Source organism: Streptomyces sp. NPDC006743, assembly GCF_040703815.1.
Classification (GTDB): Bacteria; Actinomycetota; Actinomycetes; order Streptomycetales; family Streptomycetaceae; genus Streptomyces.
In genome coordinates, this window is sequence record NZ_JBEYJA010000049.1 from 19836 (window position 1) to 40768 (window position 20933).

The window sequence follows — 20933 nt, forward strand, 5'->3', positions numbered from 1 at the left end:
CTGTGTGCCGGCCGGTGCTGCGGACCGGCCGGGCCTGGCCGCCGGGTCTACTGGTTGCCGCAGGTGGACGCGGTGGCCGCGTCCAGCCAGGGCAGGTCGTGCCCCATCCGGTCCCGCTTGGTGCGCAGGTAGCGGAGGTTGTGCTCGCCGGCCTTCACGGGCATGGGCTCGCGGCCGGTGACCTTGATGCCGTGGCTGAGCAGCGCCTCGGTCTTGTCGGGGTTGTTGGTCATCAGGCGGACGCTGCGGACGCCGAGGTCCCGCAGGATCTGCGCGCCCGCGCCGTAGTCGCGGGCGTCCGCGGGCAGGCCGAGTTCCAGGTTGGCGTCGAGCGTGTCGCGGCCCCGCTCCTGGAGTTCGTACGCGCGCAGCTTGGACATCAGGCCGATGCCGCGTCCCTCGTGGCCGCGCAGGTAGACCACCACGCCCCTGCCCTGTTGCTGGATGCGTTCCAGGGAGGCGTCCAGCTGGGGGCCGCAGTCGCAGCGCTGGGAGCCGAAGACGTCTCCGGTCAGGCATTCGGAGTGGACGCGGACGAGGACGTCGTCACCGTCGCCGATCTCGCCGTGCACGAGGGCGACGTGCTCCACTCCGTCGACGGTGGAGCGGAAGCCGTAGGCGGTGAAGGTGCCGTGCGCGGTGGGGAGGCTGACCTCGGCCTCGCGGCGGACGGTGGGTTCGCTGCCGCGGCGGTAGGCGATCAGGTCCTCGATGGAGATGATCGTCAGGCCGTGCTTGCGGGCGAACAGGAGCAGTTCGGGCAGGCGCAGCATGCGGCCGTCCTCGCCGGCGATCTCGACGATGGCGCCGGCCGGACGCAGTCCCGCGAGCCGGGCGAGGTCGACGGCGGCCTCGGTGTGGCCGTCGCGGACGAGGACGCCGCCGGGCCTGGCGCGCAGCGGGAAGACGTGGCCGGGCCGGACGAGGTCGCCGGGTTCGGCGGTGCCGCCGGCCAGGAGCCGGAGGGTGGTGGCGCGGTCGGCGGCGGAGATGCCGGTGGTGACGCCGTGGGCGGCGCCGGCGTCGACGGAGACCGTGAACGCGGTCTTCATCGACTCGGTGTTGTCCTCGACCATCTGCGGCAGCCGCAGCCGGTCGAGTTCGTCGCCCTCCATGGGGGCGCAGATCAGGCCGCGGCACTCGCTCATCATGAAGGCGACGATCTCGGGGGTCGCCTTCTCCGCCGCGATGACGAGGTCGCCCTCGTTCTCGCGGTTCTCGTCGTCGACGACCACGACGGGACGGCCGGCCGCGATGTCGGCGACGGCCTGCTCGATCGGGTCGAGCGCGAAGTCCTCGATGTCGTCGGTGCTGTACAGGACGGGTGCCGCGGTCATGCGGGCGCTCCTTCCGGGACGGGCCGCGTGCCCTGGCGGGAGCGCAGCCACCAGTCGCGCAGGCCCCACAGGACGAGCGCGCCGTAGATGACGTAGACGAAGCCGGAGAAGGCGAAGCCGTTGGCGAAGTTGAGGGGGACGCCGACGGCGTCGACGAGCAGCCAGGCGAACCAGAACTCGACCATGCCGCGCGCCTGGGCGTACATGGCGACGACGGTGCCGACGAAGATGTAGGCGTCGGGCCAGGGGTCCCAGGACAGGGACGGGTAGGCCTTGAACAGGGCGCCGACCAGGAGGGTGCCGACGGCGGCGACGGCGAGCAGGGCGGCCCGCTCGCGCCAGGTGGCGAAGCGTACGGCGATGTGGCCGTCCTCCGCCGTGCCGCTGCCGCGGTTCCACTGCCACCAGCCGTAGACGGCGACGACCATCACCACGATCTGCTTGCCCGCGCTGCCGGAGAGATGGGCGGTGGCGAAGGCGGCGAAGAGGATCAGGCCGGACAGGAACTGGGTGGGCCAGCTCCATATGGAGCGGCGCCAGCCGAACGCCAGGCCGAGCAGACCGATGATGTTGCCGATCATGTCGGACCACTTGATGTGCTGGCCGAAGAGCGTGAAGGCCTCGGAGTTGAGCCAGTTCACCGGCCGGCCCCCGCGATCCGGTCGCCGAGCAGCCGTTCGACGTACTTGGCGACGACGTCCACTTCCAGGTTGACCGGTTCGCCGGGCTGCTTCCGTCCGAGGGTGGTCAGCGCGAGGGTGGTGGGGATGAGGCTGACGGTGAAGTGCTCGGCGCCCGCGTCGACGACGGTGAGGCTGATGCCGTCGACGGTGATGGAGCCCTTCTCCACGACGTAGCGGGCGAGGTGCGCGGGCAGGGAGATCCGCACGATCTCCCAGTGTTCGGAGGGGGTGCGCTCCAGGATCGTGCCGGTGCCGTCGACGTGGCCCTGGACGATGTGGCCGCCGAGGCGGGCACCGACGGCGGTGGGGCGTTCGAGGTTGACCCGGGAGCCGGGGGCGAGCGCACCGAGGCTGGAGCGTTCGAGGGTCTCGGCCATGACGTCGGCGGTGAACTCGTCGCCCTCGTGGTCGACGACGGTCAGACAGACGCCGTTCACGGCGATGGAGTCGCCGTGCCGCGCGCCTTCGGTGACGACGGGTCCGCGGAGGCGGAAGCGAGCGGCGTCGCCGAGGTTCTCGACGGCGGTGACCTCGCCCAGCTCTTCGACGATTCCGGTGAACACTTCCCGGGTCCTCCTGCCTCTTCGGGCACGGACTCCGGGGCTGCCGACGACGGCAGGACACACGAGCGAACGCACGGGGTACGACGGCGCCGAAGCGGAACCCGTCGCAAGGACGAGCCCGTGGACGGCGACGCGCACAGATGTGCCCGCTCGCCGCGCACTGCCTCCCATCCGGACTTTAACCGTCGGTCCAGGAATTTCACCTGGTCAACCGGCCGCTGGAAGCGACCGGGTCGCGGACTGTAACCGCCGGTTCGGACTTTCACCGACCCCGGAGTGCGCTGCTACTGGTACAGGGCCAGTGTGCCACGCTCCACCCGCGTCCATACGGGCGGTCGGTGTGGGCTCGCTCACAGAGCGCATCACTGATCTGACGGTCGGCGAGCGGCGGGAGGCCCGGCGGCGGGCAAGGGCCGTCGTCACCGCCGCCGGGCCGGTCTGTGCGGGCGTCGGACCCGGTCCACCTAGGGTCGGACCCGGTCCGACCCTAGGTGGACTAGACCAGAGGGGTCAACAGGGCCGCACAGCGGGAGAGTTCCCCTGACGCGGGGCGGAACACGTGGGTGGTGGCGGGCGCTTGGTGCAGGGGTGCGGATGCGGGTGCCGCCGAACGCGGACAAGCTGGACCTCGTACTGACGATGCCGGTCGGGACCGCCGGAGGAGCCGCCGGTGGGCACTGCCGGGCAGGCCGTCCGGAGGCGGCCGTCGGACAGGCCGCCTGGACGAACCTCCAGCCGTCCCGGGGAGCCGTCCGAGGGCCGCTGGACAGGCCGTCCGAAGGGGCTGAACAGCATGACCGTGATCCTGGTGACCGGCGGCGGGCCCCTCGGCGGGCTCGTCGCCGAGCGGCTGCGCGCGGACGGGTACGAGGTGCGGGTGCTCGGCCGGCGGGCGCGCTGCGCCGTGGACCTGCGCGAGGGCGGGACTGCGCTGGACGCGGCCGTGGCCGGTGCGGACACGGTCGTGCACTGCGCGAGTCCGCCGCGGGACGGCGGCGAGGAGGCCGCGGCCCACCTGGTGGCGGCGGCGCGCCGGGGCGGGGCGGGACCTCTGGTGCTCGTCTCCGCCGTGGGCGCGGGCCGGCTTCCGCTGGGCCGCTACGAGACCGGGCGGGCCGTGGAGCGGCTGGTCGAGGAGTCGGGCCTGGGCTGGTCGGTCCTGCGCGCCACCCGGACCCACGACCTCCTGGCGGCCGCCTTCCGGCGCCTGGCCCGGCCGCCGGTCATGCTGCTCCCGGCCGGTGTGCGGGAGCAGCCGGTCGAGGCGGCGGAGGTGGCCGGACGGCTGGCGGAACTGGCGGCGGGCGCACCGGCGGGGCAGGTGCCGGACATGGGCGGCCCCGAGGTCCGCGGCCTGGAGTCGCTGGCCCGCGCCTACCTCGGGGCCACGGCCCGCCGCCGCCCCGTCCTGAACGTGCCCCTGGCCGGCCGCGCCTACCAGGGCTTCCGGGAAGGCGAGCACCTCGCTCCGCGGCGGGCCGTGGGCAAGCGCACCTTCGAGGAATACCTGGCGGCCCACTGCGGAACCGGCCGGCGGGAGTGAGGGGGCGGGGGCGTCAGCGCGGGTGTACCAGGGCTGGGAGGCCGGCCGGGAGGGACGCAGCCGGGCGCCGTCGGCACGGGCGGGCCTGCCCGGCGGAGAGCAAGGCGGCCGGGCCGTCAACGCGGGCACAGCCGGGCCGGGAGGGACGCGGCCGGGCGCCGTCAACACGGGCGGGCGTGCCCGGTGGGAAGCAAGGCGGCCGGGCCTCAGCGCGGGTGTGCCGGGGCCGTGGGGCCGGGCGTCCGGCGGGGGTGAGCGGGCGGGCCGGGGGGCGCGAAAAGGATCTCCTGGGCGCGGTCCCGCGCCGTCAGGAGCGCACCCCGCAGCACCGCCCCGCCGCCCAGCGTGCTCGCCCGGACCTCGGTGGGCAGCGGTGACATCCGGGCGACCCGCCGCGCCACCCGCGCGGCGAGCGCGTCCCCGCCGACCCGGCCGATCTCGCCGCCCAGCACCACGCACCCGGGATCCAGCACCGCCACCACGGAGGCCGCCGCGAGGGTCACCCGGTCGGCGAGCGCGTCCAGGAACTCGGCGGCCCGGGGCGCGTCCCCCCGCACCGCGCCGCGGACCAGTTCCGCGGCGGCCGGTTCCCGTCCCGCCGGGGCAGCCGAGAGCCCGAACCGGGCGGCCAGCTCCGCCACCGCCGCGGAACCGGCCAGCGAGTGGAAGCCGCCCGTGCAGTCGGTCGCCGAGGGCAGGCCGCCGGTGCCGGGCACGGGCAGGAACCCGATCTCGCCCGTGCCGCCGGAGGCGCCGTGCCGCAGGACGCCGTCCAGGACCACCGCCGCGCCCGCGCCGTGGCCCAGCCACAGCAGGACGAACGTGTCCCGCCCGCGGGCGGCCCCGTCGCGCTGTTCGGCCAGCGCGGCGAGGTTCGTCTCGTTCTCGACAATGACGCGGGCCCGCGGCAGCCGCTCCTGGAGCGCGGCCACCAGCCGGCGGTGCCACTCGGGCAGCCCGGTGGTTCCGCGCAGTTCGCCCGTGACCGGGTCGATCAGGCCGGGCGCGCCGATGCCGACGGTGTGCAGCTCTTCCGCGCCCGCCTCCTTGGCGGCGCGTTCCACCAGGGTGACGGCCTGCTCGACGGCGGGGCCGGTGCCGGTGCCGGGCCCGATCGGCACCGACTCGGCGGCGAGTTCCCGGCCGATCAGGTCGCAGACGGTCACGGCGACGCTGTCCGTGCGCACGTCGAGGGCGGCGAGGTGGGCCCGGTCGGCGACGATGCCGTACAAGCGGGCGTTGGGTCCGCGCCGCTGCTCACCGGACTCCCCCACCACGGTGATCAGGCCGGAGACCGTCAGGCGCTCGACCAGGTCGGCGACGGTGGGCCGGGACAGTCCGGTCAGCTGCTTCAACTGGCCTGCCGTCAACGGCCCTTCCTGCTGCAACAGGCGCAGGGCGAGCCGGTCGTTGATGGCCCGGGCGGTGCTCGGGGATGCGGGCATGCCGGGAATCCTTCCAGATCCGCGGGGGCGGCCCGCCTTCGCGGGCCACCCCCGGCTCCCTATCTATCAGGCAGGGTCCCTGATAGTTTACGTCCGCAGCAGCACGGCGGGACGACGCACACGCCCGGGAGGGGCCGGAGAATGACAGCAGTGGTCTACCACCAGCGCGAGGTCAGGCGCGCCCGGTACGCCGTGGCGGCCGTCTTCGCCGTGCACGGCGCCGTGACGGGGTCGTTCGCCACCCGGGTGCCCTGGATCCAGGACCACGCCTCGGTCAGCGCCGGCCAGCTGGGCCTCGCGCTGGCGTTCCCCGCGCTGGGGGCGTCCGTGGCGATGCCGCTGGCCGGGCGCATCAGCCACCGCTTCGGCGCCCGCACCGCCCTGCGCGGCCTGCTGGCCCTGTGGACGCTCTCGCTGGTGCTGCCCGCACTCGCCCCGAACCTGCTCGCCCTGTGCCTGGCCCTGTTCGTGTACGGCGCCTCGGCGGGCATGTCGGACGTCGCGATGAACGCGCTCGGCGTGGAGGTGGAGAACCGGCTCGGCCGCTCGATCATGTCGGGGCTGCACGGCATGTGGAGCGCGGGCGCCCTGATCGGTTCGGCAGCGGGGACGCTCGCCGCGCACCTGGGGGCGGACGCCCGCCTGCACCACACGCTGACGGCGGCCGTGCTGACGGTCCTCGGCTTCACCGCCTGCGCCTGGGTCCTGGACCTGCAGCCCGCCGAGGACGAGGACCCGCCGCCGCGGTTCGCGCTGCCGCCGAAGTCGGCCCTGCTGATCGGTGCCGTCGGGTTCTGCGCGGTGTTCGCGGAGGGCGCGAGCCTGGACTGGTCCGCGGTCTACCTGCGGCAGCGGCTGGAGACCTCGGCCGGACTCGCCGCGGCCTGCACGACCGGCTTCACCTTCACCATGGCCATCGCCCGGATCGCCGGGGACAAGGTGGTGGACCGGTTCGGCTCGGTGCGCACGGTGCGGGCCGGCGGGGTGCTGGCCGTGGCCGGGGGCCTGCTGGTCGTGGCGGCGGGGCATCCGGCGGTGGCGATGACCGGGTTCGCCCTGATGGGCCTGGGCATCGCGGTCGTCGTCCCGCTCTGCTTCGCCGCGGCGGGACGCAGCGGACCGAACCCCAGCCAGGCCATCGCGGGCGTGGCGACCATCACGTACACCTCGGGCCTGGTGGCGCCGGGCGCGATCGGCGGTCTCGCCCAGGCGACCAGCCTGGTGGTGTCGTTCGGCCTGGTCACCGTCCTGGCGTGCGGCCTGGCGGTCTTCGCGGGAGTGCTGCGCGCGGGCGACCGGGACCGCCCGAAGATCAGCGGGCCGGGCGCAGCAGTTCCTGACCCGCGGCCCTGAACTCCTCGCTCCACGGTGCCGGCCGGAGCGTCGCGGGGTCCAGCCGGACCAGGACGCGGCTGCCGTGCGCGTACGTCAGCGCGCCGTCGGCCGAGCAGAAGCGGAAGCCGTAGGTGAGACCGGTGGTGCCGAGCCGTTCGAGCCACAGGTGGACGGCGTACCCGCCCGGCCGGGTCACCGGTGCCTCGTAGGTGATGCGCAGTTCCTTGACGGCGTTGCAGGCGTCCCCGGCGGCGACCCAGTCGCCCTCGAAGCGGAAGCCCTGCTCGTGCCACAGTCCGGCCCAGGCGCGCTCGACCATGAGCGGGTAGCGGGCGTTGTGCAGCAGCCCGAGGGCGTCCAGGTCGTCGAAGTGGACGGTGACGGGGATCAGCCGCCCGTACGACAGGGCGGGGGCGGCGGGTGCTTCGGCGGTCACGGTGGTGCTCCTGAACGTACGGGCCGGGCGGCGGGACCGGACGCACGGCCGGGTCGGCGCGAGGGGGCGTACGGGCCCGCGGGGGCGGGACGGCCGTCATTCTAAGCGGTCGCTCAGCCTGGTCGGCGGGGAAGGTGCTGGTCAGCCGCCCGGCCACCCGCACAATGGTCTGGACAGACTTCACGTACAGAGAAAGCGAAACCCCACCATGGACCTCGGCGTGCGCTGGAAACTGCACGGTGACGGGCGCACGCCCGCACCCGGAGCGGTGGTCCGGCCCGACGAACGGCTGTCCTGGCCCCGCACGGTCGGGCTCGGCGCCCAGCACGTCGTGGCCATGTTCGGCGCCTCCTTCGTGGCCCCCGTGCTCATGGGCCTCGACCCGAACCTCGCCATCATGATGTCGGGCGTGGCGACCGTGCTCTTCCTGCTCGCCACACGCGGCCGGGTGCCCAGCTACCTGGGCTGCTCGCTGTCGTTCGTGGGCGTCGCCGCGGTGATCCGGGCGCAGGGCGGCACGAGCGCGACCGTGACCGGCGCGGTCTTCGTCGTCGGTGTCGTGCTGTTCCTGGTCGGCCTGGCCGTGCAGCGGTTCGGGGCGCGCATCATCCACGCCGCGATGCCGCCGATCGTCACGGGCGCGGTGGTGATGCTGATCGGCTTCAACCTCGCCCCGGTGACCGCGTCGACGTACTGGCCGCAGGACCAGTGGACGGCCCTGCTGGTGATGCTGTTCACCGGACTGGCCGTGGTCTGCCTGCGGGGTTTCTGGTCCCGGATCGCGATCTTCCTCGGGCTGGTCTTCGGCTACGGCATCTCCTGGATCTTCGACCGGGTCTTCGGCAAGATCCACTCCGTGGACGGGTCGGGCAGGCTCACCGACCACTGGCGCCTGGACCTCTCCGGCGTCGGCAAGGCCGACTGGATCGGGCTGCCCGCCTTCCACGGGCCGGCGTTCCACTGGTCGGCGATCCTGGTGGCGCTGCCCGTCGTGATCGCACTGGTCGCGGAGAACGCCGGCCACGTGAAGGCGGTCGGCGAGATGACCGGCGACCCGCTCGACGACAAGTTGGGCACGGCGATCTCCGCGGACGGCGCGGCCTCCATGATCTCCACCGCCGTGGGCGGCCCGCCCAACACCACCTACTCCGAGAACATCGGCGTGATGGCGGCCACCCGCGTCTACTCGACCGCGGCCTACTGGGCCGCCGCCTGCTTCGCGCTGCTGTTCGGCGTCTGTCCCAAGTTCGGTGCCGTCGTCGCCGCGATCCCCGGCGGCGTGCTCGGCGGCATCACCGTCATCCTGTACGGCATGATCGGCCTGCTCGGTGCGCAGATCTGGACCAACGCCAGGGTGGACCTGCGCAACCCGCTGAACCTGGTGCCGGCCGCGGCGGGCATCATCATCGGCGTCGGCAACGTCAGCATGAAGTTCACCGACACCTTCTCGCTGAGCGGCATCGCGCTCGGCACGGTCGTCGTCATCACCGGGTACCACGCCCTGCGGGCCTTCGCCCCGGCGCACCTGAAGAAGCAGGAGCCGCTGCTGGACGAGGGCACGTCGTCGTACGACGCTTCGGGGCGGGCCGGGAGCGGCGGGCCGGGTCGGGCCGCGCCCTGAGACGCGCCCGCACGGAGCGGGAGACGCGCCCGCCCGCGCCGAACGTGCCGGGATGCGGCAGGCGGCCGGGCGGCGCCGGTCGCGGTCGGCGCGGGGACCTTGCCGGGGGCACGGCGGATGCCCGACCACGTCGGCTCTCTGACGGTGCCGGAGGCCCCGGCCAGGGAGCGTGACGGGTTCCGGGCCGTGCCGGGGCCGTGACGGGTTCCGGACCGCGCCGGATCCGTGACGGATGCCCGGTACGGGCGAACGCCCCCGCAGCCGGAGCCGTGACGGGAGCCCGCTATAGGTGAACGCCCCTGTGTCCGGGGCCCGGTCGCTCGGACGTTCCCCCGTTCTGGGGAAGCGTCCGGCCGGTCGGCCCCCGGCCCGGTGCGGGCCTGGGACCCTGCCCCCATGGGGCAATCGGTACAACTCATCCGTCGTCCGGACACAGTGGACGCGGTCGTCACACGGATGCGTGACCTGGCTGCCGGGCTGCCGGAGCGGGACGGGATCGCGGTCTTCAACCGGGTCTACCTCGCGGTCACCGAGGAGTTCGGGCGACGGCCGGCGGCCCGGCGGTCCGCCGCACCGGGGGCCACGGCCACGCTGGACGTACGGTTCGCCGAGCGGTACCTCACCGCCGTGGACCCGGCGACCCAGGAGCGGCACGCACCGGCCTGCTGGCGGCCGCTCCTCCAGTCGCGCAGGCACCCGGGGGTGCGCCCGCTCCAGTTCGCGCTGGCCGGCGTCAACGCGCACATCGGACACGACCTGGCCCTGGCCGTGGTGGACACGTGCGCGGCGCTGGAGTGCGAACCGCCCGAACTGGAGGGCGACTTCGAGCGGGTGGGCGACCTGCTGGCCGCGCTGGAGGAACGCGTCCGCGAGGACCTGATGCCGGGTCCGGACCTGCTCCGGATCGCCGACCCGCTGACCCATCTGCTGGGCGCGTGGAGCCTGGAGCAGGCCCGGGACGCCGCCTGGTCGGCCGCGCGGGCGCTGTGGGCGCTGCGCCGGCTGCCCGACGTGGCCGAGGACTTCACCCGGCGGCTGGACGCGGCGGTCGGCTTCGCCGGCCGCATGATGCTCACACCGCTGCCCGCCTGACCGGCCCGCCCCTCCCCCGCCGGGCCCGCGGCGGCTCGGCCCGCTCCCCGGCCGCTCCCCGGGCCGGGGCGCCCCGACGGCTCCCCCGGCCGCCCGACGGCACCGCGCTGCTCCCCGGAACTCCCCTGTGATCGCTGTACGTTGCCCATGGACACCGGCGATCACCGGCGATCACGAAGGAGCGCACCACCATGGCGACCCGTCTGGGACTGGGCCTTCCGCAGAACCGTCAGTACGACCTCGGCAGGGACGTGCCCGACGTGGCACGGACGGCGGAGGGCATCGGCTACGACAGCCTCTGGGTGTACGAGCGGGCGCTGTTCCCCGAGCCCGCGACCCAGGGGCTCTACGGCATCGAGGGCCTGCCCTGGCCCGACTCCTACCGCCACGTGGCCGACCCGCTGGTCACGCTCACGCTGGCCGCGGCCGTCACCGAGCGGGTGAGCCTCGGCAGCAGTGTGCTGGTCGCGCCGCTGCACGTGCCCTTCCAGCTCGCCAGGACCCTGGCCTCGCTGGACGCGGCAAGCGGCGGCCGGGTGATCGCGGGGCTGGGCACCGGCTGGTCCCTGGACGAGTACGCGGCGGCGGGCATCCGCCCGATCAAGGAGCGCGGCCGGGTGCTGGACGAGGTGATCGACGTCTGCCGGGCGGTGTGGGGCCCCGACCCGGTGCGCCACCACGGCCGGATCACCGAGATCGACTCGGCCGTGGTCGGCCCCAAGCCCGCCCGGCCGATCCCGATCCTGCTGGCGGCGAGCACCCGCAAGGCGCGCGAGCGGCTCGTGGAGCACGCCGACGGCTGGCTGCCGGCCGGCATGAGCGTCGAGCAGGTCGCCGCCCAGTGGCACGCCCTGCAGGACCTGGCCGCCGAGCGCGGCCGGCAGCAGCCCATCCGGACGGTGCTGCGGGCGAACGCCCGCTACTCGGCCAAGGCCCGGGAAGGCACGGACCGGAACCCCTTCCACGGCAGCGCCGACCAGATCGTCGAGGACCTCCTCGCGCACGCCGAGATCGGCATGGAGGAGATCCTCGTCGACCTGCAGAGCACCCTGCGGGACGCCGAGGAACTCAAGGACGTCGCCGCGGAGGTCTACGAGAAGGCGCGGGCCGCCGGACTGTGACCGCCCCCGCCCGGGACCGGCCTGCGGGACCCGGCCCCGCGCGCGGCCCTCGGTCCTCGCGGCCGGCCCCCGCTGTCGGTCCTGGCCCGCGCGACCTGTGCTCGCGGTCAGTGCCGGCGATCAGCCCTGGCGGTCCGTGCCCGGGGTCAGTCCTCCGGCAGTTCGACGGGCGCGATCTCGTCGTAGACGTCGCCGGGGCCGGGGTTCGTCGCGTCGGTCGCCCCGCCGAAGTGGTGCATGACGCCCCAGACCGCGTTCAGCGCGGTCTGGACGGCGCCCTCGGCCCAGCCGGCCGTCCAGGAGATGTCGTCGCCGGCCAGGAAGATGCCCCGCTTGTCCTCGGGCAGCCCCTCCTGCATGAAGTGCGTGAACAGGCGCCGCTGGTAGCGGTAGTGGCCGGGCAGGTTGGCCTTGAACGCGCCCATGAAGTAGGGCTCGTTCTCCCAGGAGACGGTCACCGGGTTGCCGATGACGTGCTTCCTGATGTCGACCTTCGGATAGATCTCCGACAAGGACTTCAGCATGACCTCCATCCGCTCGTTCGCGGACAGCGGCAGCCACTTGAGGCTGTCGTCGCACCAGGTGTACGACAGGCAGATCACGGCGGGCCTGTCCGGGCCGTCGTCCAGGAGGTAGGTGCCGCGGGTCATGCGGTCGGTGAGCGTCATCGACATGACGTCCCGGCCCGTCTCCTCGTCCTTGTCCAGCCAGAACGGCCGGTCGACCGGGACGAAGAGCTTGCTGGACTCCATGTAGTGGGTGCGCTCGATCGCCGTCCAGTGGTCGATCGGGAACAGCGCGTCGTCGCACTGGATCTTGGACAGCAGCATCCAGGACTGCGCGGTGAAGATCGCCGCCCGGTAGGTGCGGATGTCGCCGTCCGCGTCCGTCACGGTGATCCGGTTGCCCGCGGTGCGGTGCAGCCGGGTCACGGCCGGGCGCGGCTCGCCGCCCGGGTGCAGCGTCTTCAGCGAGGTGCCGTACGGCCAGTGGACGATCTTCTCCGGCTCGCGCTCCCACAGCCTGAGCGGCAGCTGCTGCGAGCCGCCGACAATGCCGCGGTGGTGGTCGTCGGCCTCGGTGTAGACGACGCGCAGGATCTCCAGGATGGAGTTGGGGAAGTCGGTGTCCCAGCCGCCGGTGCCGAAGCCGACCTGGCCGAAGATCTCCCGGTGCCGGAAGGACTTGAACGCCTCGGAGTCGCACAGGAAGCCGTAGAACGTCTGGTTGTCGAGCTTCTCGACGAGCCTCGACCAGATCGCGCGGATGCGGGGCACGTCCCGCTCGCGCAGGGCGCGGTTCATGTCGGAGAAGTCGGCGCCCTCCTCCAGGCACTTGTTCCAGGCCTGGGCGACGTCCCGGTAGACCTGCGGCAGGTCGTCGATCGTCTCGGCGTAGTGCGACTCGCCCTTGAGGTCGACGACGGTCGACGGGGTCGCCTCGGCGAGCGGGTTCGGGAAGGGGCGGGTGGTCAGGCCGACCAGGTCGATGTAGTGCTGGAGCGCCGTGGAGGACGGCGGGAAGCGCATCGCGCCCATCTCGGCCGTGAGGTCCGCGTCGCAGCCCTCGAAACCGACGGTGCGCAGCCGGCCGCCGATCCGGTCCGCCTCGTAGACGACGGGCTTGAGGCCCATCTTCATCAGCTCGTAGGCGGCCACGATGCCCGACAGGCCGCCGCCGATGACCGCGACCTCGCTGCCGTGCTCGGTCGCGGGTATCTGGCCGAGCCCCGCCGGGTGGGCGAGGAAGTCGTCGTACGCGTACGGGAAGTCCGGGCCGAACATGGTGATCGGCGGCTGCTGCTCGTCTGCGTGCTCGACGGCGTTGGGCACGGTGGACGTCATGGGGTACGGACTCCTTGCGCGTGAAGAACGATCGGGGAGGTCGGGGCCGGCCCGGTCTCAGCCCAGGGACCCGTAGAGGCCGGGGCGGCGGTCCAGCAGGTACGGGTTCGACTCCCGGGAGCGGGCGAGGAATCCGGGGTCGGCGTCCGCGACGACGAGGTCCTCGTCGCGGCCGGCGCGGGTGCGGGCGACTCCGTCGGGGCCGGCCAGGACGGAGAGCCCGACGAACTCGAACTCGCCCTCCTTGCCGACGCGGTTGACGTACGCGACGTACATCTGGTTCTCGAAGGCGCGCACCGGCACGACCGACTCGGCGACGAACTGGTACGGGTGCATCTGTGCGGTCGGCACGAGCAGGAGGTCGGTGCCGGCGAGGGCGTGGGCGCGGACGTTCTCCGGGAACTCGACGTCGTAGCAGATCATCAGGCCGACGGTCAGGCCGCCCAGCTCGGCCTGGACGACGGGCTGCTCGCCCGGGGTGAAGTGGTCGCGTTCGAAGCAGCCGAAGAGGTGGGTCTTGCGGTAGTTCGCCAGACGCGTGCCGTCGGCGGAGACGAGCTGGGCCGAGTTGAACACGGCGTCCCCGTCCCGCTCCGGGTAGCCGTAGGCGACCGCCAGGCCGTGCCGGCCGGCGAGGTCGGCGACGGCGTCCGCGAAGTCGCCGTCGGCGGGTTCGGCGAGGCGGCCGATGCCGTCGCCGATCGCGTATCCGGTCAGGAACATCTCCGGCGTGACCAGCAGGCCCGCCCCGGCAGCGGCGGCGCGGCCCGCGGCGGCGTCGAGGACCTTCAGGTTCTCGGCGACGGAGCCGGGGCGGCCGGAGCTCTGGAGCAGGGCGGTGCGCATGCGGGATCCTTGCCGGTCAGGGGGATTCGGGGGTCGGTTAGACGGTACGGGCGGGGGTGGGGGCGGACAAGCGGGAGCCGTTGCGCGGCGGCGCGGTGTTCGTTGCGTGCGGGCGGGGCCGGGCGGCGATTCGTTGCGCGAGCGGTGGCGGCGGCGGTCCGCCCGCCGCCCGGCCCCGGCGGACCGGCGCCCTCCGTCACACGGCTCCGCCGCGGACCCGGCCGGGACTCGGCCCGTCCGCTCCTCCCCCGCCCCGCGCGCACACCACGCCGCCCCTGGACCTCGCACGGGTCGCAGGGGCGGCGGCCGGCTCCGGGGCGCGCGGGCGCTTACGTGGGGGAGCCGGAGGAGTAGCGGCGCAGGAGCGGGGAGAGGACCAGGACCGACTTGGTCCGCTCCACGAACGGCTCGCCCGCGATGCGTTCCAGGACCCGCTCGAAGTGCCGCATGTCCGCGGCGAAGACCTGGGCGATCGCGTCCGCGTCACCGGTGACGGTGGACGCGGACACGACCTCCTGGTAGCGCTCGAGACCGCGCTGGATCGTCTCCGGCGAGGTGTTGCGCCGGCAGTGGATCTCCACGTAGCCCTCGGTGTGCCAGCCGAGCGCCGCGGGGTCGACGCGGACGGTGAAACCGGTGATGGCGCCGGTGGCACGCAGCCGGTCCACCCTCCGTTTGACGGCGGGCGCGGACAGGCCGATCAGCTGCCCGATGTCCGCGTAGGAGCGGCGGGCGTCCTCGGCGAGGGCGTGCACGATGCGTTCGTCGAGATCGTTCAGCACGGGGCGTGGGTCACTTCTTCGGGGTCGGGCTCGGGGCTACTGGGCTGCCGTCGCGGGGGCGGGACCGGCCGCGAGACGGGAACGGCGGTGGCCGTACAGGAAGTAGATCACGAGCCCGACGGCCATCCAGATCCCGAAGACCACCCAGGTGACGGCGGACAGGCTGCCCATCATCCACACGCACAGCACGAAGCCGATCGCGGGCAGCACCGGCGACAGCGGCACCCGGAAGGTGCGACGCATGGCCGGGCGGGTCCGGCGCAGCACCACGACGGCCACGTTGACCAGCGCGAAGGCGAAGAGGGTGCCGATGCTGGTGGCGTCCGCGAGCTGCCCGAGCGGGATGGCGGCGGCCAGCACACCGCAGAACAGGGAGACGATGACCGTGTTCACCCGGGGCGCGCCCGACTTGGGGTGGACCCGGGAGAACGCCTTGGGCACCAGACCGTCGCGGGACATCGCGAACAGGATGCGGGTCTGGCCGTAGAGGACGGTCAGCACGACGCTGGCGATGGCGATGACCGCGCAGAAGGCCAGCAGGGTGCCCCAGAAGCTCTGGCCGGTGACCTCGCGCATGATCTGGGCGAGGGCGGCCTCCGAGTCGTTGAACTGCCGCCAGGGCTTGGCGCCCACGGCGACGGCGGCGACAAGGACGTAGAGGGCGGTGACGATCACCAGGGAGAGCATGATCGCGCGCGGCAGGTCGCGCTGCGCGTTCTTCGCCTCCTCACCGGCGGTGGAGGCCGCGTCGAAGCCGATGTAGGAGAAGAACAGCGTCGCGCCCGCCGCGCTGACACCGCCCATGCCGAGCGGCATGAAGTGGGAGTAGTTGCCGGAGCGGAAGCCCTGGACGCCGATGGCGCAGAACAGGATCAGCGCGGCGATCTTGACGCACACCATGATCGTGTTGGCGCGCGCGGACTCCTTGGCGCCGCCGAGCAGGAAGGTCATCGCCAGCAGGACGACGATCAGGGCGGGCAGGTTGAAGACGCCGCCGTCGCCGGGCGGGGCCGACAGGGCCGCGGGTATGGTCACGCCGATCGTGCCCTTGAGCAGCTCGTTGAGGTACTCGCCCCAGCCGACGGCGACGGCAGCCACCGACACGCCGTACTCCAGGACCAGGCACCAGCCGCAGACCCAGGCGATCAGCTCGCCCATCGTTGCGTATGCGTACGAGTACGAGGACCCGGAGACCGGGATGGTGCCGGCCAGCTCCGCGTAGGACAGGGCGGAGAAGAGCGCCGTCAGACCGGCGATCACGAAGGAGAGCGTGACGGCGGGCCCTGCCTTGGGGACCGCCTCGCCCAGGACGACGAAGATGCCGGTGCCCAGGGTGGCACCGATGCTGATCATGGTGAGCTGCCACAGCCCCATGGAGCGCCTGAGACTGCCCCCCTCACCCTGGCCGCCCTCCGCGACCAGGCGTTCCACGGGCTTGCGACGCATCAGGCGCGCACCGAAGGACGAGGGGACGGTGAGGGTGCGGTTGGGCGGTGCGCCTTGGTCGAGCACGCGCGGCTCCTTGTCGCTGCGGTTCTTCGAGCGGCGGGGACCGGTGGCACCACGTCCCGTGGGGACCCACCGAGCGGGGTCCCTGCCACGCCATGTACAGCGCAGACCCTATGAGGCTGCGCTTCACAAGCGTAATGCAGCAACCTTGCGTCTCTCCGCATGATCGTTGCGTTCCGGGGGCCTGCGCGGGTGTTCGTTGCGCGGGCGCTTTCGACCGTTGCGTACGGGACGGGTGGGAGTGTCCCGGTGTGCCGCGGCCGCCACGGACGCCGACGGCCCCTGCCGTCCCGGCGGGCGGGACGGCAGGGGCCGTACGGAAGGGGGCCGCTCCGGCTCCGGGCGGCGGGGCAGCCGGCCGGCGAGGGCGGTGGCGGTGGCGGTCAGTTCCAGCTGGCGTGCAGCGGCTTGCCCTCGGCGTAGCCGGCCGCGCTCTGGATGCCGACGATCGCCTTCTCGGCGAACTCCTCCAGGGACCCGGCACCGGCGTAGGTGCAGGAGGAGCGGACACCGGCGATGATCGAGTCGATGAGGTCCTCGACGCCCGGGCGGGCCGGGTCGAGGAACATCCGGGAGGTGGAGATGCCCTCCTCGAACAGCGCCTTGCGGGCCCGGTCGTAGGACGACTCCTCCGAGGTCCGGTTGCGCACCGCGCGGGCGGAGGCCATGCCGAAGGACTCCTTGTAAAGGCGGCCGTTCGCGTCCTGTTGGAGGTCGCCCGGCGACTCGTACGTGCCCGCGAACCAGGAGCCGATCATCACGTTGGACGCCCCGGCGGCGAGCGCCATCGCCACGTCGCGGGGGTGACGGACGCCACCGTCGGCCCACACGTGCTTGCCGTACTTCCGTGCCTCGGCCGCGCACTCCAGTACGGCGGAGAACTGGGGCCGGCCCACGCCGGTCATCATCCGGGTGGTGCACATGGCGCCGGGGCCCACACCGACCTTGACGATGTCCGCGCCCGCCTCGACCAGATCCTTGACGCCCTCGGCGGAGACGATGTTGCCGGCCACGATCGGCACCTGCGGGTCGAGGTCGCGGACCAGCTTGATCGCGCTGATCATCGACTCCTGGTGGCCGTGGGCCGTGTCGATGACGAGGGTGTCGACGCCCGCGCCGAGGAGCTGCTCGGCCTTGCCCGCCACGTCGCCGTTGATGCCGACGGCGGCGGCGACCCGGAGCCTGCCCTGCGCGTCGGTGGCCGGGGTGTAGAGCGTGGCGCGCAGGGCGCCCTTGCGGGTGAGGATGCCGGCGAGGCGGCCGTCCTTGTCCACGGCGGGCGCGTAGCGGCGGTTGGCCGCGTCGAGCCGGTTGAAGGCCTCGCGCGGGTCGATGTCCGCGTCCAGCAGCACCAGGTCCCGGCTCATGACGACTTCGAGCTGGGTGAAGCGGTCCACGCCGGTCAGGTCCTGGTCGGTGACCACGCCGACGGGCCGGTGGTCCTCGTCGACGACCACACCGGCGTTGTGCGCCCGCTTGGGCAGCAGGGACAGGGCGTCGGCGACCGTCTGGTGCGGGGCCAGCACGATCGGGGTGTCCAGTACGTGGTGACGGCCCTTGACCCAGGAGACGACCTCGGTGACGACGTCGATCGGGATGTCCTGCGGGATGACCACCAGGCCGCCGCGCCGGGCCACGGTCTCGGCCATGCGGCGGCCGGCGATCGCGGTCATGTTGGCGACGACGAGCGGGATGGTGGTGCCCGTGCCGTCCGGGGAGCTGAGGTCCACGCCCTGACGCGAGCCGACCGCGCTGCGGCTCGGCACCATGAAGACGTCGTCGTACGTCAGGTCGTACGCGGGCTGGATGTCGTTGAGGAAACGCACGTGCTGCACATCCCAGTCGATCAGAGGTGGCCCCCGGACAGGTCAGCCAGGGGGAAAGAGCACGTACTTCATTCTCCCATGCCCGATGGCCGGTCATGCCCTGTCGCAACATCCAGGCTGGTCAGAGGGGGTCTAGGAGGAACCTCCAAGGATCAGGGCTACGGCCAGTGCGGGGGTGCGGTCCGCCGCCTCGGCGAACACGTCCTCGGCGGTGCGCCACTCCTCGGGGCGGCCCTCGGCGAACGCGCGCCAGCCCCGCACGACGAGCAGCAGTCCGCGCTCCGCCGCCTCTTGAGGCCACACGGAGGGATCGGCCAGGGAATCGGCCAGCGCGTCCCAGTTGCGGCCGAACCAGTCGGGCAGCGCCAGGGCCCGCGCGGCACGGTCCATCAGACCGGCCTTGTCCCTGACCCCGTCGAGGTCCAGGACGGCCACGAGCCGTCCGGCCAGGTCGTCGCTCATCTCAGCACCGCCCGGAACGAGTCGTAGTGGTCGTCGGTGTAGTAGATCTCGCCGTCCCGGCCGGTGACGAGGCGCCGGGCGCCCCGGTCGCGGGAGCCGGGGGTCCTGACGGTGTACTCGTGGTAGTAGCCGCGCGCGTGGGCCGGCAGCCGCTTCTCGAGGTTGCCGAAGACGACGCCGTCCCGGGAGTACGGGAAGGGGCCGCCCCGGTCGATGAGGGCCAGGGTGTGGCGGGCCTCGGCCGGCAGCCGGGACTCCCGCACGGTGGCCATGCCCCGCGCCCAGGCGGGCGTGGCGACGCCGGCCGGCGCGGGCCGCGACGCGGAGGACCGGGCAGGCGGGGAGGCCGCGCCCCCCGTGGCGGAACCGCCCGGGCCCCCGGCGGAACAGCCCGCAAGGAGGACGGCGAGGCAGACGAGGAGACCCGCGAGCGCACGGGGGACGGACCGCAGCAGCATGGCGACGATGCTCCCACGGCCGTCCGCCGGCGGCCCGCCGTCAGGACCCGTCCGGGTCCGCCCGGTGCAGCGCGGACTTGGGGGACGGTCCGGCCGTCATCAGGTAGTCGGCTGCCGAGGTGTCCGTGACGAGGCTGGTGACCAGCCCCGAGCGCAGCACCGCGTCGATCGCGGCCGCCTTGCGCTGGCCGCCGGCGATGGCGACGACCTCGGGGATACGGCGCAGCTGGTCGGCCTTGACCGTGATGCACCGCTCCCCCAGGTCGCGGCCGATCCGGCGGCCCTCGGCGTCGAAGAGGTGCGCGGCCATCTCGGCGGCCACGCCGAGCGAGGCGTAGTGGGCGCGCTCCTCGTCGCTGAGCATGTCGTGCACCGTGGAGATGCCCGGCTCCCAGGAGCCGATGGAGACGCAGGCGACGGTGACCTTGTCGAAGTACTCGAAGGCGCGGGCGATCCCGGTCTGGTTGCGCAGCGCCGCCGCGGTGGCCGCGTCCGGCAGCAGCATCGGCGCGTAGATGGGGTGCGCGTCGCCGCCGGAGACCTGGGCGGCGCGGCGGACGGCCTCCACCGAGCCGCGCTCGGAGGTCCCCGCGTCGTACACGCCCGTCAGCTGCACCACCGTGCACGGGGGCAGCCGGTCCAGGGCCGCCGCCATGTGGATGGTGGAACGGCCCCACGCCAGGCCCAGGACGTCGCCCTCGTCGACGAGTTCGCCGAGCAGGTCGGCGGCGACCTCGCCGAGGTTCTCCGGGTCGGGCGTCTCCTCCGCCTCGGCCGGTGACTCGACCACGACGGCGTGCCTCAGACCGTAGCGGGCGCGGAGCGCGTCGGAGCGCTCGGCGTCCAGCTCGGCCGGCACCCGGATCTCGATCCGTACGAGATCCCGTTCGAGGGCGGTCTCCAGGACCCGGGCCACCTTGAACCGGCTCACGCCGAACTCCTCGGCGATCTGGATCTTGGACTTGCCCTCGAGGTAGAAGCGGCGGGCCATGGCCGCCGCCTGCACCAGCTCAGCGGGTCCCATCCGCACTGCTGACCGGCCCGCCGACATACCCGACACGGCGATCTCCTCACTGCTGTTCACACTCTGGATTCGCCGTTCATCCTTGCAGATCCGGCGCTGTTGATCAGCCCTGATGAGAGCCGTTCACGTACCTGATGCCCAGTGGTTGCACGTCCGGGACGCCCCGACGCGCGCCGGCCGCGCGTACGGGCCGCCCGGGATGCCCCGATACTCAGTGGCCGCACGCCCAGGATGCCTGGGATGTGGCCGTCTGCGCCTGTGCGCGCAGGGCGCGGACCGCCTCGGACGGGTCGTCGGCGCCGTAGACCGCGGAGCCCGCGACGAAGACGTCGGCACCGGCGTCCGCGCACCGCTCGATCGTCGAGGCCGAGACGCCGCCGTCGACCTGGAGCCACAGCTGCAGGCCGTGCTTGCCGATCAGCTCCCTGGTACGGCGGATCTTGGGCAGCATGATGTCGAGGAACGCCTGTCCGCCGAAACCGGGCTCCACCGTCATGATCAGGAGCATGTCCAGCTCGGGGAGCAGGTCCTCGTAGGGCTCGACGGGCGTGGCGGGCTTCAGCGCCATCGAGGCGCGGGCGCCCTTGGCGCGGATCTCGCGGGCCAGGCGCACCGGCGCGGCGGCGGCCTCGACGTGGAAGGTCACCGAGGAGGCGCCCGCCTCGACGTACTGCGGGGCCCACCGGTCCGGGTCCTCGATCATCAGGTGGCAGTCCAGCGGGGTGTCCGTCGCCCGCGCCAGGGACTCCACGACCGGCACGCCGAGGGTGAGGTTCGGGACGAAGTGGTTGTCCATCACGTCGACGTGGAGCCAGTCGGCCCCTTCGACCGCCTTCGCCTCCTCGGCGAGGCGCGCGAAGTCGGCGGACAGGATGCTGGGGTTGATCTGCACGGCCATGCCCCAAGCCTGCCATGCCGCGGCGCCCGGCCGGAACGGCGGGCCGCCGGGGGCCGTGGGGGGCGGTCCCCGGGTGCCGGGGCCGGCGTGCGCGCCGGTGTGCGCGCC

General features: G+C 73.3%; 19 protein-coding genes and 1 riboswitch. Of the genes, 5 read left to right on the forward strand and 14 right to left on the reverse strand.

The features are described 5' to 3' along the window. Positions 1–47: 47 nt before the first annotated feature. The 3 genes from ABZ719_RS29850 to ABZ719_RS29860 are packed head-to-tail and all read right to left on the reverse strand — an operon-like array spanning position 48 to position 2583. Positions 48–1337: a bifunctional 3,4-dihydroxy-2-butanone-4-phosphate synthase/GTP cyclohydrolase II gene (locus ABZ719_RS29850; protein WP_366728266.1), complete on the reverse strand. Its 1290-nt coding sequence runs from the start codon at positions 1335–1337 to the stop codon at positions 48–50. Next, the gene (locus tag ABZ719_RS29855; protein WP_366728267.1) at positions 1334–1978 is read right to left on the reverse strand and encodes a nicotinamide mononucleotide transporter family protein; all 645 of its coding nucleotides are present in this window, start codon (positions 1976–1978) and stop codon (positions 1334–1336) included. Before ABZ719_RS29855 ends, ABZ719_RS29850 begins: the two co-directional genes overlap by 4 nt. After that, entirely contained in the window at positions 1975–2583 is a 609-nt protein-coding gene (locus ABZ719_RS29860) for a riboflavin synthase (protein WP_366728268.1), read from the reverse strand. The genes ABZ719_RS29855 and ABZ719_RS29860 overlap by 4 nt, the downstream gene beginning before the upstream one ends. Before the next feature lie 153 nt (positions 2584–2736). Continuing rightward, positions 2737–2867: riboswitch (FMN riboswitch) on the reverse strand. A 509-nt stretch (positions 2868–3376) separates the two neighbouring features. Here ABZ719_RS29860 and ABZ719_RS29865 point away from each other — a divergent pair. After that, complete coding sequence (locus ABZ719_RS29865; protein ID WP_366728269.1) at positions 3377–4126, forward strand: NAD(P)H-binding protein; 750 nt, start codon at positions 3377–3379, stop codon at positions 4124–4126. A gap of 206 nt (positions 4127–4332) precedes the next feature. Here ABZ719_RS29865 and ABZ719_RS29870 read toward each other — a convergent pair whose 3' ends face one another. Continuing rightward, positions 4333–5571 carry an ROK family transcriptional regulator gene (locus ABZ719_RS29870; protein WP_366728270.1) on the reverse strand — a complete coding sequence of 413 codons (1239 nt, stop codon included), beginning with the start codon at positions 5569–5571 and terminating at the stop codon, positions 4333–4335. Positions 5572–5712: 141 nt separating this feature from the next. Between ABZ719_RS29870 and ABZ719_RS29875 the strand changes: the two genes are divergently transcribed. Further along, entirely contained in the window at positions 5713–6924 is a 1212-nt protein-coding gene (locus ABZ719_RS29875) for an MFS transporter (protein WP_366728271.1), read from the forward strand. On the opposite strand, the gene ABZ719_RS29880 is transcribed toward ABZ719_RS29875, so the two are convergent. After that, positions 6884–7342: a thioesterase family protein gene (locus ABZ719_RS29880; protein WP_366728272.1), complete on the reverse strand. Its 459-nt coding sequence runs from the start codon at positions 7340–7342 to the stop codon at positions 6884–6886. The two genes, ABZ719_RS29875 and ABZ719_RS29880, sit on opposite strands and share 41 nt — an antisense overlap. Positions 7343–7550: 208 nt before the next feature. Between ABZ719_RS29880 and ABZ719_RS29885 the strand changes: the two genes are divergently transcribed. From ABZ719_RS29885 to ABZ719_RS29895, 3 genes are all read left to right on the forward strand, one after another. Beyond that, positions 7551–8963 carry a solute carrier family 23 protein gene (locus ABZ719_RS29885; protein WP_366728273.1) on the forward strand — a complete coding sequence of 471 codons (1413 nt, stop codon included), beginning with the start codon at positions 7551–7553 and terminating at the stop codon, positions 8961–8963. Positions 8964–9359: 396 nt separating this feature from the next. Then, on the forward strand, positions 9360–10055 hold the full coding sequence (locus ABZ719_RS29890) for a DUF5995 family protein (protein WP_366728274.1): 696 nt from the start codon (positions 9360–9362) through the stop codon (positions 10053–10055). 191 nt (positions 10056–10246) lie between these two features. Continuing rightward, entirely contained in the window at positions 10247–11176 is a 930-nt protein-coding gene (locus ABZ719_RS29895; protein ID WP_366728275.1) for an LLM class F420-dependent oxidoreductase, read from the forward strand. A gap of 146 nt (positions 11177–11322) precedes the next feature. Here ABZ719_RS29895 and ABZ719_RS29900 read toward each other — a convergent pair whose 3' ends face one another. From ABZ719_RS29900 to rpe, 9 genes are all read right to left on the reverse strand, one after another. Then, positions 11323–13020 (reverse strand): NAD(P)/FAD-dependent oxidoreductase, encoded by a 1698-nt coding sequence (locus tag ABZ719_RS29900; protein ID WP_366728276.1) that lies wholly within the window; start codon positions 13018–13020, stop codon positions 11323–11325. A gap of 57 nt (positions 13021–13077) precedes the next feature. Continuing rightward, positions 13078–13866 carry a carbon-nitrogen hydrolase family protein gene (locus tag ABZ719_RS29905; RefSeq protein WP_366728277.1) on the reverse strand — a complete coding sequence of 263 codons (789 nt, stop codon included), beginning with the start codon at positions 13864–13866 and terminating at the stop codon, positions 13078–13080. A gap of 329 nt (positions 13867–14195) precedes the next feature. After that, a complete protein-coding gene (locus ABZ719_RS29910; protein WP_037859947.1) occupies positions 14196–14648 on the reverse strand; it encodes an Lrp/AsnC family transcriptional regulator in 453 nt (150 codons plus the stop codon). Positions 14649–14684: 36 nt separating this feature from the next. Further along, entirely contained in the window at positions 14685–16160 is a 1476-nt protein-coding gene (locus tag ABZ719_RS29915) for an amino acid permease (protein ID WP_366728278.1), read from the reverse strand. 380 nt (positions 16161–16540) lie between these two features. After that, the gene (locus ABZ719_RS29920; RefSeq protein WP_366728301.1) at positions 16541–17983 is read right to left on the reverse strand and encodes a GuaB1 family IMP dehydrogenase-related protein; all 1443 of its coding nucleotides are present in this window, start codon (positions 17981–17983) and stop codon (positions 16541–16543) included. Positions 17984–18115: 132 nt separating this feature from the next. Continuing rightward, entirely contained in the window at positions 18116–18445 is a 330-nt protein-coding gene (locus ABZ719_RS29925; protein ID WP_366728279.1) for a barstar family protein, read from the reverse strand. Then, the gene (locus ABZ719_RS29930) at positions 18442–18903 is read right to left on the reverse strand and encodes a ribonuclease domain-containing protein (protein ID WP_366728280.1); all 462 of its coding nucleotides are present in this window, start codon (positions 18901–18903) and stop codon (positions 18442–18444) included. Before ABZ719_RS29930 ends, ABZ719_RS29925 begins: the two co-directional genes overlap by 4 nt. A 40-nt stretch (positions 18904–18943) precedes the next feature. Next, positions 18944–19987 carry a sugar-binding domain-containing protein gene (locus ABZ719_RS29935; protein WP_366728281.1) on the reverse strand — a complete coding sequence of 348 codons (1044 nt, stop codon included), beginning with the start codon at positions 19985–19987 and terminating at the stop codon, positions 18944–18946. Between the two features lie 151 nt (positions 19988–20138). Further along, a complete protein-coding gene (gene rpe / locus ABZ719_RS29940) occupies positions 20139–20825 on the reverse strand; it encodes a ribulose-phosphate 3-epimerase (RefSeq protein ID WP_366728282.1) in 687 nt (228 codons plus the stop codon). Positions 20826–20933 lie beyond the last annotated feature (108 nt).